This is a genomic window from Streptomyces sp. NPDC003393, from assembly GCF_053589015.1.
The window spans coordinates 19,366-34,435 of record NZ_JBSFRB010000006.1; the positions used below are offsets into that span (position 1 = coordinate 19,366).

13 protein-coding genes and 1 pseudogene are annotated in these 15,070 nt (G+C 72.4%); 8 read left to right on the forward strand and 6 right to left on the reverse strand.

The window, feature by feature from the left end:
- Window positions 1-59 precede the first annotated feature (59 nt).
- The 4 genes and pseudogenes from araD to ACWDUZ_RS08180 all read right to left on the reverse strand — a co-directional run.
- Window positions 60-1,790, reverse strand: coding sequence for an L-arabinonate dehydratase (araD, locus tag ACWDUZ_RS08165; protein WP_451630982.1), 1,731 nt, complete (start codon window positions 1,788-1,790; stop codon window positions 60-62).
- Window positions 1,787-2,710: a dihydrodipicolinate synthase family protein gene (locus ACWDUZ_RS08170; RefSeq protein WP_451630983.1), complete on the reverse strand. Its 924-nt coding sequence runs from the start codon at window positions 2,708-2,710 to the stop codon at window positions 1,787-1,789. Before ACWDUZ_RS08170 ends, araD begins: the two co-directional genes overlap by 4 nt.
- Window positions 2,707-3,363: a GntR family transcriptional regulator gene (locus ACWDUZ_RS08175; RefSeq protein WP_451630984.1), complete on the reverse strand. Its 657-nt coding sequence runs from the start codon at window positions 3,361-3,363 to the stop codon at window positions 2,707-2,709. Before ACWDUZ_RS08175 ends, ACWDUZ_RS08170 begins: the two co-directional genes overlap by 4 nt.
- 242 nt (window positions 3,364-3,605) lie before the next feature.
- A pseudogene (locus tag ACWDUZ_RS08180) lies at window positions 3,606-3,965 on the reverse strand (TIGR03086 family metal-binding protein); the annotation flags it as partial.
- Between the two features lie 66 nt (window positions 3,966-4,031).
- Here ACWDUZ_RS08180 and ACWDUZ_RS08185 point away from each other — a divergent pair.
- Window positions 4,032-5,276, forward strand: coding sequence for an MFS transporter (locus ACWDUZ_RS08185; RefSeq protein ID WP_451630985.1), 1,245 nt, complete (start codon window positions 4,032-4,034; stop codon window positions 5,274-5,276).
- Here the strand turns inward: ACWDUZ_RS08185 and ACWDUZ_RS08190 are convergent.
- Complete coding sequence (locus tag ACWDUZ_RS08190) at window positions 5,213-6,379, reverse strand: hypothetical protein (protein WP_451630986.1); 1,167 nt, start codon at window positions 6,377-6,379, stop codon at window positions 5,213-5,215. The two genes, ACWDUZ_RS08185 and ACWDUZ_RS08190, sit on opposite strands and share 64 nt — an antisense overlap.
- Window positions 6,376-7,326 (reverse strand): 5-dehydro-4-deoxyglucarate dehydratase, encoded by a 951-nt coding sequence (locus tag ACWDUZ_RS08195; RefSeq protein ID WP_451630987.1) that lies wholly within the window; start codon window positions 7,324-7,326, stop codon window positions 6,376-6,378. The genes ACWDUZ_RS08190 and ACWDUZ_RS08195 overlap by 4 nt, the downstream gene beginning before the upstream one ends.
- A 227-nt stretch (window positions 7,327-7,553) precedes the next feature.
- Here ACWDUZ_RS08195 and ACWDUZ_RS08200 point away from each other — a divergent pair, with 227 nt between their 5' ends.
- From ACWDUZ_RS08200 to ACWDUZ_RS08230, 7 genes are all read left to right on the forward strand, one after another.
- Window positions 7,554-8,363: an NAD-dependent epimerase/dehydratase family protein gene (locus ACWDUZ_RS08200; protein ID WP_451630988.1), complete on the forward strand. Its 810-nt coding sequence runs from the start codon at window positions 7,554-7,556 to the stop codon at window positions 8,361-8,363.
- A 291-nt stretch (window positions 8,364-8,654) separates the two neighbouring features.
- Entirely contained in the window at window positions 8,655-9,434 is a 780-nt protein-coding gene (locus tag ACWDUZ_RS08205; protein WP_451630989.1) for a DeoR/GlpR family DNA-binding transcription regulator, read from the forward strand.
- Between the two features lie 89 nt (window positions 9,435-9,523).
- Window positions 9,524-10,894 (forward strand): ABC transporter substrate-binding protein, encoded by a 1,371-nt coding sequence (locus ACWDUZ_RS08210; protein ID WP_451630990.1) that lies wholly within the window; start codon window positions 9,524-9,526, stop codon window positions 10,892-10,894.
- Window positions 10,891-11,829 (forward strand): carbohydrate ABC transporter permease, encoded by a 939-nt coding sequence (locus tag ACWDUZ_RS08215; protein ID WP_451630991.1) that lies wholly within the window; start codon window positions 10,891-10,893, stop codon window positions 11,827-11,829. Before ACWDUZ_RS08210 ends, ACWDUZ_RS08215 begins: the two co-directional genes overlap by 4 nt.
- The gene (locus ACWDUZ_RS08220; protein WP_451630992.1) at window positions 11,826-12,686 is read left to right on the forward strand and encodes a carbohydrate ABC transporter permease; all 861 of its coding nucleotides are present in this window, start codon (window positions 11,826-11,828) and stop codon (window positions 12,684-12,686) included. The genes ACWDUZ_RS08215 and ACWDUZ_RS08220 overlap by 4 nt, the downstream gene beginning before the upstream one ends.
- On the forward strand, window positions 12,683-13,672 hold the full coding sequence (locus tag ACWDUZ_RS08225) for a zinc-dependent alcohol dehydrogenase family protein (RefSeq protein WP_451630993.1): 990 nt from the start codon (window positions 12,683-12,685) through the stop codon (window positions 13,670-13,672). The genes ACWDUZ_RS08220 and ACWDUZ_RS08225 overlap by 4 nt, the downstream gene beginning before the upstream one ends.
- A 157-nt stretch (window positions 13,673-13,829) precedes the next feature.
- On the forward strand, window positions 13,830-15,068 hold the full coding sequence (locus ACWDUZ_RS08230) for a TerD family protein (RefSeq protein WP_451631190.1): 1,239 nt from the start codon (window positions 13,830-13,832) through the stop codon (window positions 15,066-15,068).
- Window positions 15,069-15,070 lie beyond the last annotated feature (2 nt).

The following is a 15,070-nucleotide window of genomic DNA, read 5'->3' on the forward strand; positions in this document are numbered from 1 at the left end:
GTAGGAAGCGCTTGCTACATCCACATGGGTGAGGCGCTTCACCTCTCCGGACGGGTGGGTCAGCCGGCGTACGGGTCCGGCACCGTGCCCGGCCGGGCCAGGAACTCGAAGTCGCAGCCGGTGTCGGCCTGGGTGATCTGGTCGTGGTAGAGGGCGCCGTAACCGCGCTCGTAGCGCGTGGGCGGCGGCGTCCACGCGGCCCGGCGCCGCGCCAGCGCCTCGTCGTCCACGTGGAGATGCAGGGTGCGGGCCTCGACGTCCAGGGTGATCAGGTCGCCGGTGCGCACCAGCGCCAGCGGGCCGCCGACGTACGACTCGGGCGCCACGTGCAGCACGCAGGCGCCGTAACTGGTGCCGCTCATCCGGGCGTCGGAGATCCGCACCATGTCCCGCACGCCCTGCTTGAGCAGGTGGTCCGGGATCGGCAGCATGCCGTACTCGGGCATGCCCGGTCCGCCCTTGGGGCCGGCGTTGCGCAGCACGAGCACGCTGTCGGCGGTGATGCCGAGCGCGGGGTCGTCGACGGTGCGCTGCATGGTCCTGTAGTCGTCGAAGACGACCGCGGGTCCGGTGTGCTTCAGCAGGCGCGGTTCGGCGGCGATGTGCTTGATGACGGCGCCGTCCGGGCAGAGGTTGCCGCGCAGCACGGCGACCCCGCCCTCGCCCGCGACCGGGTTGTCCCGGGGGCGGATCACGTCGTCGTCGTGCACCTGAGCGTCGGCGATCTGCTCGCGCAGGGTGTCGTGGGAGACGGTCGGCCGGTCCAGGTGGAGCAGGTCCGTGATGCGGGAGAGAAAGCCGGGCAGGCCGCCCGCGAAGTGGAAGTCCTCCATGAGGTACCGCTCGCCGCCGGGGCGGACGTTCGCGAGGACCGGGACGGTGCGGGCGATGCGGTCGAAGTCGTCGAGGGTCAGCGTCACCCCGGCCCGGCCCGCCATGGCGATCAGGTGGATCACCGCGTTGGTGGAGCCGCCGAGGCCGAGAACTGTGGTGACGGCGTCCTCGAAGGCCTCACGGGTGAGGATCTCGGACAGCTTGCGGTCCTTGTGGACCAGTTCGACGATCGTCAGACCGGCCCGGGCCGCCATCCGGTCGTGCCCGGAGTCCACGGCGGGGATACTGGAGGCGCCGGGGACGGTGACGCCGAGGGCCTCGGCGGCGGCGGTGAGGGTGGAGGCCGTGCCCATCGTCATGCAGTGGCCGGGGGAACGGGCGAGTCCGCCCTCCAGTTCGGTCATCTCGCAGTCGCCGATCAGTCCGGCACGCTTGTCGTCCCAGTACTTCCACATGTCGGTGCCGGAGCCGAGGACCTCGCCCCGCCAGTGGCCGGGCAGCATGGGACCGGCCGGCACGAAGACGGTGGGCAGGTCGACGGAGGCGGCGCCCATGAGGAGGGCCGGTGTTGACTTGTCGCAGCCGCCCATCAGCACCGCGCCGTCGACCGGGTACGACCGCAGCAGCTCCTCGGTCTCCATCGCCAGCATGTTGCGGTAGAGCATCGGGGTGGGCTTCTGGAAGGTCTCGCTGAGGGTGGAGACCGGGAACTCCAGCGGGAAGCCGCCGGCCTGCCACACCCCGCGCTTGACGGCCTGGGCGCGGTCGCGCAGATGGACGTGGCAGGGGTTGATGTCGGACCAGGTGTTGAGGATCGCGACGACCGGCTTGCCCAGGTGTTCCTCGGGCAGGTAGCCGAGCTGACGGGTGCGGGCGCGGTGGCTGAAGGAGCGCAGGCCGTCGGTGCCGTACCACTGGTGGCTGCGCAGCTCCTCCGGGCGCTTGCGGGCGGTCATATCGACCACCCCGCGGCGATGGCCGCGACCTCGGCGCGCTCGTTCTCGGGCAGCGGCCGGCTCGGCGGGCGCACGTCCCGGCGGCACAGGCCGAGCGAGGCGAGGGCCTCCTTGACCACGGTGACGTTGTTGGCGGAGCCGCCCTCGGCGCGCAGCTCCTCGAAGCGGCGGATGCGCTCCCACACCTTCATCGCGGCCGGGTAGTCGCCGGCCCGCAGGGACTGGAGCATGTTCAGGGAGACGGCGGGGGCGACGTTGACCAGGCCGGAGGTGAAGCCGGTGGCGCCCGCGGAGAAGTAGGAGGGGGCGTACGGCTCGGCGAGCCCGGCGACCCATACGAAGCGGTAGAGTCCCGCGTCCCGGGCGAAGGCGGCGAACCGGGCCGCGTCCGGGACGGCGTACTTCACGCCGATCACGTTGGGGCAGGCGTCGGCGAGTTCGGCGAGGCGGGCGCCGGGCAGCTGGACGTTGCGGATGTAGGGGACGACGCCCAGCTCGGGCACGGCCTCCGCGATGGCGCGGTGGTAGTCGACCCAGCCGGCCTGGGAGACGTAGGGGTGGACGGGCTGGTGGACCATGACCATCGGCGCGCCCAGTTCGCGCGCGTGCCGGGCGGAGGCGACGGCGGTGGGCACGTCGTGACCGACCCCGACGAGGATGCTCGCGCGGTCCCCGGCCTCCTCGACGGTCAGTTCGGTGACCAGCCGCCGCTCCGGCGGGGTCAGGGCGTAGAACTCGCCGGTGTTGCCGCACGGGGTGAGGGTGGTGACGCCGCCGTCGAGGAGGCGGCGCAGCAGCGCCCGGTGGGTGTCCTGGTCGACGCGGCCGTCCTCGGCGAACGGGGTCACCGGGATCGCCACCACGTCGGCGAGGGCCGCCCGCTGGGTCGCGAACCGGGTGTCGTACGCGGTGGTGGTCATCGTCCGCCTTCCTCGTCGAGGACCTCGGGGAAGGCCCGGTGCACGAACGACGCGATGTGGGAGTGCAGGGCACGGGCCGCGCCGTCGGCGTCACCGGTCAGGGCGAGCCGCAGGATCTCCCGGTGCTCGGCGGCCTCCCGCTCCCAGGAGGGGTCGGCGGACCAGGCGACGGCGGAGACGAGGGCCGCCTGGTCGCGGACCTCGTCGAGCATCCGGCCGAGCAGCGGGTTGCCGCACGGCAGGTACAGCGCGCGGTGGAACTCGCGGTTGGCCAGAGAGCGTTCGGCGGTGTCGGCGGCCTCGTCGGCGCGGCGCAGCGCGTCCTGGGCGGCGTCCAACGAGGCCCCGCGCCGGACCGAGCGCTTCAGGGCCTCGGGCTCGAGCAGGAGCCGCACGTCGTAGACCTCGCGCGCCATGTCCGCGTCCACCATGCGCACCGTGGCGCCCTTGTACTGGCTCATCACCAGCAGCCCCGTGCCGGCCAGGGTCTTGAGCGCCTCGCGCACCGGGGTCTTGGACACCCCGAACTGTGCGGCGAGCTCCGTCTCGACCAGAGCCTGGCCCGGCGTCAACTGCCCAGTGAGGATGCGGCGTTTGATCTCCTCCAGCACGAACTGCGTGCGGGAGGGGATCGGGGTGGGCACAGAGGTCATGCGCGCCTCTCGGATCTCGCGTATCACGTCTCGTATATGACGTATGGAGTACGACGCGATGAAGGTAGGAGGGGCGCGATGTTTCGTCAATGCTTCTGACGAAGATGGGGGTGGAGGTTTCCGACAGGCGCGCCGGGCAGGGGTTTTCGGCGTGCTGCCGGCGCGCGCTGCCGGAAGACGGCTCCGGGCGGGGAGCGCGGACGCGTCGGAGGACCGGCTCGCGGGGCGGGTCGGGGCAGTCGCGGGCTCCAGCGCGGATCCCGGCCGCTCAGCCCCAGCGCGCGGTCCAGGGGCCTGGCGTCCTCGGGGACGGGCACCACGGGGCCCACGACACCACGGCCGCGGGCGAGGCCGTCGCCCGCCGCGGCGCGCAGGAAGCCGTACGCCGCCCGCAGCGCCGCCGGGTCCGGCGCGTACTCCTGAGCCGTGGCGCGCGCCAGGTCCCAGCCGTGGACCACCAGCTCGTCGGCGAGGACGGCGCCGGCGGTCGCGCCGGGCAGATCCACGCCGCCCGCGCGCGTCATGCCGGTCCAGGCGGCCGGGTCGCGCCAGGTGTCGGCGAGTGCCCCGGAACTCATCGCCCACCGCCGACCAAGGGGCGGCGGCACCCCGGCTTACGGCATCTGCCCCATCCGTAGGAGGGGGCCTTAGGACCACGATCGCCAGGCATGAGGACGATCGGGACGACCGAGTGGACGGTGCTCCGGGTGCTGCGGGACCGCGCGGCGGGGCTGTGCCTGGCGGCGGTGGTGATCTCGGGCTTCGGCTCGTCGGCGCTGTGGCTGGCCTGCGGGGTGTGGGTGAAGGACCTCACCGGCTCCGACGGGCTCGCCGCGCTGTGCCTGCTCGCGATGTGGGCGCCGACCCTGGCCGGACCGCTGCTGGGCACGCTCGCCGACCGCGTCCGCCGCAGGCCCCTGCTGATCGGGGCGAACCTTCTGCTCGCGGCCGTCCTGCCCGCCCTCCTCGGCGTCGACTCCCCCGGCCGCGTCTGGCTGCTGTACGCGGTCCTGCTGCTCTACGGCGCCACGGGCGTCGTGGAGGACGCGGCGGGGTCGGCGCTGGTCGCCTCGGCGGTCTCACCGTCGCTGCTCGGAGACTTCAACGGGCTGCGCACGGCCGCGACGGAGGGCATGAAGCTGGTCGCGCCGCTGGCGGGCGCGGGCCTGTACGCGGCGTACGGCGGTGGGTCGGTGGCCCTGCTGGACGCGGCCACGTTCGTGCTCGCCGCGATCCTGTACGCGCGGTTGCGCCTGCGCGAGGAGCCGCCGGTACGGCCGGCCCGCTCCTGGTGGGAGCAGACCGCCGACGGCGCCCGCCGGCTGTGGACGCACCCGCGGCTGCGGCCCCTGGTGCTGGCCGGGGGCGCCACGATGCTGTGCGCCGGCGTGAACGGGGCGCTGGTCTACGCGGTCGTCGACGCCCTCGGGCACGCCCCGGCGTACGCCGGGGTGCTGTACGCCGTCCAGGGCGCCGGGTCGGTCGCGGCCGGGCTGCTCTCGGGTGCGGGGCTGCGCGGCCTGGGCGGGCGTCGGTTCGCGGTGTACGGGATCGCTCTCACGGCGGTCGGGGTGGCCGTGCGGGCGGTGCCGTACGACCCGGCGGCCCTGGCCGGCGGTGCGGCGATCGGCGTGGGACTGCCGTGCGTGCTGATCGCCGCGTTCACCGCCGTGCAGCGCGAGACACCGGCCGAACTGGTCGGCCGGGTGGCCGCGACCGCCCACACGCTGGTCTTCGTGCCGAACGTCGTCGGTCTCGCGGCGGGCGCCGCACTGGTCGAGGTCGTCGACCAGCGCGCGCTGCTGATCCTGCTGGGTGCGGGACTGCTGGTGACGGCGGCAGCCCTGGCTCACAGCCCGGCGAGCCCCGAGCGCACCGCCGCCAGGTCGCCGTCCGACGCCAGTCCGACGTGATACAGGCGCAGTTCGGTCGCTCCGAGGTCGCGGGCGCGGTGGGCGTCCTGGGCCAGGGTGTGCGGTCGGCCGCCCATGCCGGAGACGACGGTCAGGTTGGCGGCGAGCACGGCGCCGGCGCGGTGGTGTTCGGCGAACGGGGTGAGCAGGCCCGCACCGCCCGTGCAGGGCACCACGACGCCGTCGGCGACGGACAGGATGTGGGCGGGGTCCACGCCGGCGTTGGCGCCGCAGTGGTAGGAGACCGGGTCGGCGTGCAGCAGCACCCGGAAGCCGGCGGGGGCCGCCGCGCGGACGGCGGCGACCGCCGCTTCCTGGAGGGTGCGGGCGGTGTCGTCGCGCCAGGCGCGGGTGACGGCCGCCATGGTCCCGCCGAGCAGTTTCTCGACGCCGGCCCAGCCCCCGTCGGAGGGCGCCGCGCCCCGCCAGACCGGTTCCAGGGCGGTGCGCACCGCGGCGGCCAGTTCCCCGGGGTCCAGGCCGCGTTCGCCGTAGCCCGCGCGGCAGGACCGGCAGAAACACAGGGACATCAAGTACTGCCCGGCCTCGCCGAGGGCGACGCCCACGGTCTTGTCGTGGGCGTGCAGATGGGCGAGCCCGTACCAGCCGAGGGACTCCAGTTCGGTGCCGCGCGCGCCGGGCCGCACGGCGGCCTCGGCGGCGAGGTCGACCAGGTAGGCGCGGGTGGCGGGCTGGGCGATGCACGGCGCCCACGGGTAGCGGTCGCCGTAGGCGTTGACGACCGAGGTGTCCGGGTGCTCGGCGCCGAGGCGGGAGTTGTGGGCGAGGACCACCCAGGTGTGCACGTCCAGGCCGGCCTCGGCGAGGGCCTCCGCCGCCTCGCCGTAGGCGTCCCCGGGCGCCCAGGCGCCGGCCGGGTGGGGCCGCAGCGTGCGGCCCGCCCAGCGGCCTCCGGGCGGATAGAGCACGGCGGCGTGCCCGGCGGTGACCACGCGGTGACGCGGGTGACGGGGGGTCAGGGCGCGGGTGGAGTGGTAGGCGGCGGCGAGCGTCACCTGCTCGGCGCCGAGCGCGGCGATGCGGGACGGTGCCGCCGGGTCGCCGACCACGTCCCAGGGGTAGACGAACGCCGACGTCCTCATGCCCGGCCCCCTTCCTCCGGCAGCAGCGCCTGGCCCCGCTCGATCAGGTGGGCGAGCTGCTTGACGTGGTCCTCGGCCGGTTCGTGCAGCGGCGGGCGCACCTCGCCCACGTCCAGTCCGCGCAGCCGTACGCCCGCCTTGACCAGGGAGACGGCGTAGCCCTTGCCCTGGGCGCGCAGTTCGACGAAGGGGCGGTAGAAGCCGTCCAGCAGTCGGTGCGCGGTGGCGTCGTCACCGTCGCGCAGCGCACGGTGGAAGGCGAGGGCGATCTCGGGGGCGAAGCAGAAGACGGCGGAGGAGTAGAGAGTGATGCCGATGCCGCGGTAGGCGAGCTGGGTCTGCTCGGCGGTGGGCAGGCCGTTGAAGTACAGGAAGTCGCCGGGGGCCTCGCTGCGGACCGCGCTGACGATGCGCTGCATGAGGTCCAGGTCGCCGACGCCGTCCTTGAGGCCGATGATCCCGTCGGTGCGGGCCAGTTCGACGGCCGTCGCGGGGGTGAAGACGGCGTTGTCGCGCTGGTAGACGATGACCGGCAGGGCGGTCGCGGCGGTCAGCTCGCGGTAGTGGCGCAGCAGTCCCTCCTGGCCGGCGACCACCAGGTAGGGGGGCATGGCGAGCAGCCCGTCCGCGCCGGCGGCCTCGGCCGCGCGGGCGTAGCGGACGGCGAGCGCCGTGCCGTACCCGGCGCCCGCCACGACCGGGACGCGCCCGTCGGCCGTCTCCACGGCCGCGCGCACGCAGGCCTCGAACTCCTCGGGGGTGAGCGCGTGGAACTCCCCGGTGCCGCAGCAGGCGAAGACGGCGGCGGCGCCCGCCTCGACGCCGCGGCGCACATGGGTGCGGTAGGCGTCGAGGTCGACGGAGCCGTCCGGGCCGTAGGCGGTGACGGGGAAGAACAGCGGCCCACTGGGGATGCTGAGTCGTTCGGCGAGTAGGGCTGACGGCACTGGCTCTCCCTAGAACAGGCGCTCACGTTTCTGATTAGTGTCCATATTCATGAACGATCCCACGCTAAAGGCCTCATCCTGGCCGGTCAAGCGCGCAAACCGGCAACACGGAGGCGGAATCCCCGCCCGCACGCCACACTTGACGCCATGCGACCCTCATCCCTAGCGTGTCCACGCATGTGAATGCCGTCTATGCATGCGGTCCGGCGACTGAAGGAGATCCGAGGATGCCCGCTCCCCGCACCGTTCTGCTCACCGGCGCCGCCGGCGGGCTCGGCACCCTGATGCGGGACCTGCTGCCCGAGTACGGCTACACGCTGCGCCTCCTCGACGTCCGGCCGATCGAGGACGCGCCGGACGCGATCACCGCGGACCTCTCGGACCGGGCGGCCCTGCGCGAGGCCGTCCGGGGCGTCGACGCGATCATCCACCTCGCGGGCATCTCCCTGGAAGCCCCGTTCGAGAAGATCCTCCGGGCCAACATCGAGGGGACGTACAACCTCTACGAGGCGGCCCGCGAGGAGGGCGTGGGCCGGATCGTCTTCGCCTCCTCCAACCACGCCGTCGGCCACACCCCCCGCCCCCGGGGCGACGACCCGCTGATCCCCGTCGACACCCCGCGCCGCCCCGACACCTTCTACGGCCTGTCGAAGTCGTTCGGCGAGGACCTGGCCCAGCTCTACTGGGACCGGCACGGCCTGGAGACCGTCTCGGTGCGCATCGGCTCCTGCTTCCCCGAGCCGACCAGCGTGCGCATGCTCTCGCTGTGGATGAGCCCCGCCGACGGCGCCCGCCTCTTCCACGCGGCCCTGACCGCCGAGCACGTCGGCCACACCGTCGTCCACGGCTCCTCCGCCAACACCCGTCTGTGGTGGGACCTCACCAGCGCGCGGGCGCTGGGCTACGAGCCGCAGGACGACTCCGAGCCGTACGCCGAGAAGCTGATCGCCGAGCAGGGCGAGCTCGACCCGGACAACCCGGCGCACACCCGCCTCGGCGGCCACTTCGTGACCGACCCGCCGATCTGGCCGTACTGAACCGACCGGCCGAACCGACCGGGCCGAACCGGCCGGAAACGATCGTTCGCGGGGGCGGGCGGGCACCGAACGGGCCCGCCCGCCCCCGCATTCGGGCACCCCGCCTGCCCGATCTCACGCCCCCACGCACAGCCACGCAGGTCCGCGCCGGGCACTCCGCTTGGCAAACGGGCACATACGGGCAGCATCGGGCGGGCAAGAGGCCTGGTCAGTGCCGCGCGCCGGAGGTAGAACTTCCCCCACGGCCCGATCGGGCCCGAACGGGCAGTGAGCACGGAAGCAGGTGCGGCGATGACGGCGAACACCGCGAGATCGGCAGAAGAACGCCAACGCGAGATCGTGCGGGTCGCACGCGCCACGGGCTCCGTCGACGTCACCGCGCTCGCCGCCGAACTGGGCGTGGCCAAGGAGACCGTACGGCGGGATCTGCGCGCCCTGGAGGACCACGGCCTGGTCCGCCGCACGCACGGCGGGGCCTATCCCGTGGAGAGCGCCGGATTCGAGACGACCCTCGCCTTCCGCGCCACCAGCCATGTGCCCGAGAAGCGCCGGATCGCGGCCGCCGCGGCCGACCTGCTCGGGGACGCCGAGACGGTCTTCGTCGACGAGGGCTTCACCCCGCAGCTCATCGCCGAGGCCCTGCCCAGGCACCGGCGGCTGACCGTGGTCACCGCGTCCCTGCCGGTCGCGGGCGCCCTCGCCGAGGCCGAGGGCATCTCCGTGCTGCTGCTCGGCGGCCGGGTCCGCTCCGGCACCCTCGCCACCGTGGACCACTGGACGACGAAGATGCTGGCCGGCTTCGTCATCGACCTCGCCTACATCGGCGCCAACGGCATCTCCCGCGAGCACGGCCTGACCACCCCCGATCCGGCCGTCAGCGAGGTGAAGGCGCAGGCCATCCGGGCCGCGCGCCGCACGGTGTTCGTGGGCGTGCACACCAAGTTCGGCGCGGTCAGCTTCTGCCGGTTCGCCGAGATCGAGGCGCTGGAGACGATCGTCACCAGCACACTGCTGCCGTCGGCCGAGGCCCACCGCTACTGCCTGCTGGGACCGCAGGTCATCCGCGTCTGAACCACCCGAACACCGCCCCCAACAGTTTCCGTAACGGCACGCCGACACCGCGTGCGCCCGTTATCTTCCCATACGTCCAGGAGCACTCCATGCGACCCCAGAGCCGACGAAGCCCCCGCGCCCTGCTTGCGGTGGCCGCCGTAGGAACGCTGATCACCCCCCTGCTCGCCGCCTGCTCGGGCGCCGGCGCCGGCGGCGGATCCTCCTCCCGCTCCATCAACGTCCTGATGGTGAACAACCCTCAGATGGTCGAGCTGCAGAAGCTCACCGCGGACAACTTCACCAAGGACACCGGGATCACGGTGCACTTCACCGTCCTGCCCGAGAACGACGTCCGGGACAAGATCAGCCAGGACTTCGCCAACCAGGCGGGTCAGTACGACGTCGCCACGCTGAGCAACTACGAGATCCCGATCTACGCCAAGAACGGCTGGCTCCACTCGATGGACTCGTACGTGAAGCAGGACACCGCCTTCGACCAGCAGGACATACTCCAGCCGATGCGGCAGGCCCTGACCGCGGCGGACGGCAAGCTCTACGGCGAGCCCTTCTACGGCGAGTCCTCCTTCCTGATGTACCGCAAGGACGTCTTCGCCAAGAAGGGGCTGACCATGCCGCCCAAGCCCACCTGGCAGCAGGTCGCCGACCTGGCCGCCAAGGCGGACGGCGCCGAGCCCGGTATGAAGGGCATCTGTCTGCGCGGGCTGCCCGGCTGGGGCGAGATGCTGGCTCCGCTGACCACGGTGGTCAACACCTTCGGCGGCACGTGGTTCGACAAGGACTGGAAGGCGCAGCTGGACGCCCCCGAGTTCAAGAAGGCCACTCAGTTCTATGTCGACCTGGTCCGCAAGCACGGGGAGTCCGGCGCCCCGCAGGCCGGCTTCGCCGAGTGCCTGAACGACATGACCCAGGGCAAGACGGCCATGTGGTACGACGCCACGTCCGGCGCCGGTTCGCTGGAGGCCTCCGGCTCCCCGGTCAAGGGCAAGATCGGCTATGTCCCGGCCCCGGTCGAGAAGACCACCAGCTCCGGCTGGCTCTACACCTGGGCCTGGGGCATCCAGAAGGCGTCCAAGCACGCCGACGACGCCTGGAAGTTCATCTCCTGGGCGTCCGGCAAGGACTACGAGAAGCTCGTGGGCGAGAAGGCGGGCTGGGCCAACGTGCCGGCCGGCAAGCGCAGCTCGACGTACGACATCCCGGAGTACCGCGAGGAGGCGGCCGCCTTCGCGGACGTCACCCGGGACGCCATCGCCGGTGCCAAGCCGAACGACCCGGGTGTGCAGCCCCGTCCCGCGCCCGGCATCCAGTTCGTCGACATCCCCGAGTTCACCGATCTCGGCACCAAGGTCTCGCAGGAGCTCAGCTCCGCCGTCGCGGGCCGCCAGTCCGTGGACAGCGCACTGAAGAAGTCGCAGCGGCTCGCCGAGGCCGTCGGCAAGAAGTACGAGGGATCATGACCGCCACCACCTCCGCCCGGGTCGCCTCCGCCGCCGCGCGGCCGGCGACCCGGCCCCCGAACCGTATGCGCGCCTGGGCCGTCCGGGCCCCCCTGCTGCCGGCCCTGGTCTTCATGATCGTGGTGACCCAGCTGCCGTTCGTGGCGACCCTGGTGATCTCGTTCTTCGACTGGAACGCCCTGTACCCGAAGGACCGTCACTTCACCGGCGTCGACAACTACCGCCAGGTGCTGACCGACCCGGACCTGCGCCATTCGGTCTGGACGACGGTCCTGCTGACGGTCACCGTGGTCCTGGCCAGCCTGATCCTGGGCCTTGCCGTCGCACTGCTGCTCAACCGCAGGTTCCCCGGCCGCGGCCTGGTCCGCACCCTGATGATCGCCCCGTTCCTGATCGTCCCGGTGGCCGCCGCCCTGCTCTGGAAGCATGTGCTCTACAACCCCGAATACGGCCTGCTCAACGGGTTGCTGCACTATGTCGGCGGCCCTCAGCCGGACTGGATCTCCGACTCTCCGCTGCTCGCGGTCGAGGCCTCGCTGGTGTGGCAGTGGACGCCGTTCATGATGCTGATCCTGCTGGCCGGCCTGCAGAGCCGCGACAACGAGCAGTTGGAGGCCGCACGGGTGGACGGCGCCAACGACTGGCAGGTCTTCCGCCACCTGACGCTCCCCCACCTGCGCCGCTACCTCGAACTCGGGGCGCTGCTGGGCTCGATCTACATCGTCCAGAACTTCGACGCGGTCTTCACCATCACCTCCGGCGGCCTGGGCACCGCCAACCTCCCCTACACCGTCTACCAGAGCTTCTACCAGGCGCACGAGAACGGCCTCGCCTCGGCCGCGGGCGTCCTGGTGGTCATCGGCTCGATCGTCATCGCGACCTTCGCGCTGCGCGTGGTGTCGTCCCTGTTCCGCGAGGAGGTGTCCCGCGCATGAGCACGCTCGCAGCACAGCCGGCGCCCGTCCGTCGGCGCCGTCGCGGCGGAGCGGGGCTCGGTCTGGTCGCCTGGCTGGTCGGGCTGCTGTTCTTCCTGCCCGTCGCCTGGATGGCCCTGACCTCCCTGCACTCCGAGGCGGACGCCGCCACGAACCCACCCTCCTTCGGCGCCTCACTGACCCTGGACAGCTACCGCGAGTTCTTCGGCGCGGGCGGCGGCGCGAACCCCTGGCCGGCACTGATCAACTCGGTCACGGCGTCGGTGGCCTCCACCCTGTTCGTGCTCCTGCTGGCCCTCCCGGCGGCCTACGCGCTCTCCATCCGCCCGGTGAAGAAGTGGACCGACGTCCTGTTCTTCTTCCTGTCCACCAAGATGCTGCCGGTGGTGGCGGGCCTGCTGCCCATCTACCTGTTCGCCAAGAACGCCGGGATGCTCGACAACATCTGGCTGCTGGTCATCCTCTACACCTCCATGAACCTGCCGATCGCGGTGTGGATGATGCAGTCCTTCCTCGCCGAGGTGCCGGTCGCGGTGATCGAGGCGGCGCGGATCGACGGTGCCCGGCTGCCGACGATCCTCGCCCGCGTGGTGGCGCCGATCGCGCTTCCCGGCATCGCGGCGACCGCCCTGATCTGCTTCATCTTCAGCTGGAACGAACTTCTGTTCGCCCGGGTCCTGACGGGCGTGGTGGCCCAGACCGCCCCCGTCTTCCTGACCGGTTTCATCACCAGCCAGGGCCTGTTCCTGGCCAAGGTGTGCGCCGCGTCGCTCGTCATCTCCCTGCCGGTGCTCGCCGCGGGATTCGCCGCCCAGGACAAACTCGTCCAGGGCCTGTCGCTTGGAGCCGTGAAATGAAGGCCGCCGTCATCGAGTCCGTGGGCCGCGCCGTCGTCACCGAGGTCCCGGACCCGACGCCCGGTCCGCGCGAGGTCGTCGTGGAGGTCGCCGCCTGCGGCCTGTGCGGAACGGACCTGCACATCCTCCAGGGCGAGTTCGCGCCCAAGCTGCCGATCGTGCCGGGACACGAGTTCGCCGGCGCGGTGGTCGGCGTCGGCGCCCAGGTCACGGAGGTCTCGGTCGGCGACCGGGTGGCGGTGGACCCGTCCCTGTACTGCTACGAATGCCGGTACTGCCGCGTCGGCCACAACAACCTGTGCGAGCGCTGGGCGGCGATCGGCGTGACGACGGCGGGCGGCGCCGCCCAGTACGCGGTCGCCCCCGTGGCCAACTGCGTCAAGCTGCCGGAGCACGTCCGCACCGAGGACGCCGCGCTGGTGGAACCGCTGTCCTGCGCGGTGCGCGGCTACGACGTGCTCCAGGCACGGCTCGGCGCGCACGTCCTGATCTACGGCTCCGGGACGATGGGCCTGATGATGCTGGAGCTGGCCAAGCGGACGGGCGCGGCGAGCGTGGACGTCGTGGACCTCAACCCGGCCCGGCTCGAGACGGCCCGGCGGCTGGGCGTGTCGGCGTCGGCCGCGAGCGCCGACGAACTGGACCGCCCGCAGGGCTGGGACGTGGTGGTCGACGCGACCGGCAACGCGGCGGCCATCCAGGACGGCCTGGACCGGGTGGCGAAGGCCGGCACCTTCCTCCAGTTCGGCGTCGCCGACTACGCCACGCGGGTGAAGATCGACCCGTACCGCATCTACAACCAGGAGATCACCATCACCGGCTCCATGGCCGTACTGCACAGCTTCGAACGCGCGGCGGAGCTGTTCGCGAACGGGGTGCTGGACCCGGAGGTCTTCATCAGCGACCGGATCCCGCTGGACCGCTACCCCCAGGCGCTGGAGCAGTTCGCGGCGGGCGTGGGACGGAAGATCGTCGTGGTGCCGTAGCGCGCGGCGGCGGGGGCGCACCGCCCGTCCGGCGGCCGGAGGCACGGTGCGTCACCCGTCCGGCGGCCGGGACACGGCGCGTCACCCGTTCGCCGGGCCCCGGCGTCAGGTAAGGGAACGGTAAAGCGCCCCCGCTCGTTATCCCCACATGACCGCTATGACCCCCGGCTCGAACATCCCCCTCGCCGCCGCCCGCGTCTCGGTGGACGTGGCCGCTCCGGTGCGACTGGACGTCTCGAGCCTGCTGCTCACCGCCGACGGCAAGGTGCGCTCCGACGAGGACTTCATCTTCTACAACCAGCCGTCGGGCCCCGGCGTGACCTACCGCTCGGGCGGCGGCACCGCGCCCGACGCGATCACCGTCGACACCACGGCCGTGCCGCCCGGCATCGAGAAGATCGTCGTCACCGCCAGCCCGGACGCCGCGGGCCAGACCTTCCAGGGCATCGAGCCGACGGCCACGATCCGCAACGCGGACGACCAGAGCGTCCTGGCCACGTTCACGCCCCCGCGGCTCGGCTCCGAGACGGCGCTGGTGGTCGTGGAGATCTACCTGCGCAACGGCCAGTGGAAGGCGCGGGCCGTCGGCCAGGGGTACGCCGACGGGCTCGCGGGCATCGCGACCGACTTCGGCGTGACGGTGGACGAACCGGCGCCGGCCCCCGCGGCCCCGCAGCAGCCGGTCGCGCCGCCGCACCCGGGCACGCCGCCGCAGCCGATGGCACCGCCGCCGCCCGCCATGCAGCCGCAGGTCACCCCGCAGGCCCCGCCCGCTCCCCCGGCCCCGCCGGCCGCCGCCGCTCCCGCGCCCGGCACCGGCAAGGTCAACCTCGACAAGGGCCGCGTCAGTCTCCAGAAGAACCAGACCGTGTCCCTGGTCAAGGGCGGCCGCCCGCTGCTGACGCAGGTGAAGATGGGCCTCGGCTGGGAGCCCGCGTTCCGCGGCGCCGACATCGACCTGGACGCCTCCGTCATCGCCTACGGCCCGCAGCGCAACCACATCGACAGCTGCTACTTCGGCAAGCTGTCCATCCTGAACGGCGCGGTCAAGCACTCCGGTGACAACCTCACGGGCGAGGGCGCCGGCGACGACGAGGTGATCACGGTCGACCTCGGACGCCTCCCCCAGGAGGTCACCGGTCTGGTCTTCACGGTCAACTCCTTCTCCGGCCAGAAGTTCACCGAGGTCGCCAAGGCCTACTGCCGCCTGATGGACGCCACCAGCGGCGAGGAACTGGTGCGCTTCGACCTCACCCACGCCGAGGCCCAGACCGGCGTGATGATGGCCAAGCTGATCCGTCAGTTCTCCGGCGAGTGGGATATGACGGCCATGGGCGCCTTCGTCAAGGCGCGCACCGTGCGCAACATGGTGAAGCCGGCGGCCCAGGCGCTGTAGAC

Bases quoted from the DNA above. Each gene is read 5' to 3' on its own strand.
- ACWDUZ_RS08210 (WP_451630990.1), top strand. From the start codon at position 9,524: ATGCGACCCCAGAGCCGACGAAGCCCCCGCGCCCTGCTTGCGGTGGCC.
- ACWDUZ_RS08225 (WP_451630993.1), top strand. From the start codon at position 12,683: ATGAAGGCCGCCGTCATCGAGTCCGTGGGCCGCGCCGTCGTCACCGAG.
- ACWDUZ_RS08170 (WP_451630983.1), bottom strand. From the start codon at position 2,710: ATGACCACCACCGCGTACGACACCCGGTTCGCGACCCAGCGGGCGGCC.
- ACWDUZ_RS08175 (WP_451630984.1), bottom strand. From the start codon at position 3,363: ATGACCTCTGTGCCCACCCCGATCCCCTCCCGCACGCAGTTCGTGCTG.
- ACWDUZ_RS08220 (WP_451630992.1), top strand. From the start codon at position 11,826: ATGAGCACGCTCGCAGCACAGCCGGCGCCCGTCCGTCGGCGCCGTCGC.
- ACWDUZ_RS08215 (WP_451630991.1), top strand. From the start codon at position 10,891: ATGACCGCCACCACCTCCGCCCGGGTCGCCTCCGCCGCCGCGCGGCCG.
- ACWDUZ_RS08200 (WP_451630988.1), top strand. From the start codon at position 7,554: ATGCCCGCTCCCCGCACCGTTCTGCTCACCGGCGCCGCCGGCGGGCTC.
- ACWDUZ_RS08190 (WP_451630986.1), bottom strand. From the start codon at position 6,379: ATGAGGACGTCGGCGTTCGTCTACCCCTGGGACGTGGTCGGCGACCCG.
- ACWDUZ_RS08230 (WP_451631190.1), top strand. From the start codon at position 13,830: ATGACCCCCGGCTCGAACATCCCCCTCGCCGCCGCCCGCGTCTCGGTG.
- araD (WP_451630982.1), bottom strand. From the start codon at position 1,790: ATGACCGCCCGCAAGCGCCCGGAGGAGCTGCGCAGCCACCAGTGGTAC.
- ACWDUZ_RS08205 (WP_451630989.1), top strand. From the start codon at position 8,655: ATGACGGCGAACACCGCGAGATCGGCAGAAGAACGCCAACGCGAGATC.
- ACWDUZ_RS08185 (WP_451630985.1), top strand. From the start codon at position 4,032: ATGAGGACGATCGGGACGACCGAGTGGACGGTGCTCCGGGTGCTGCGG.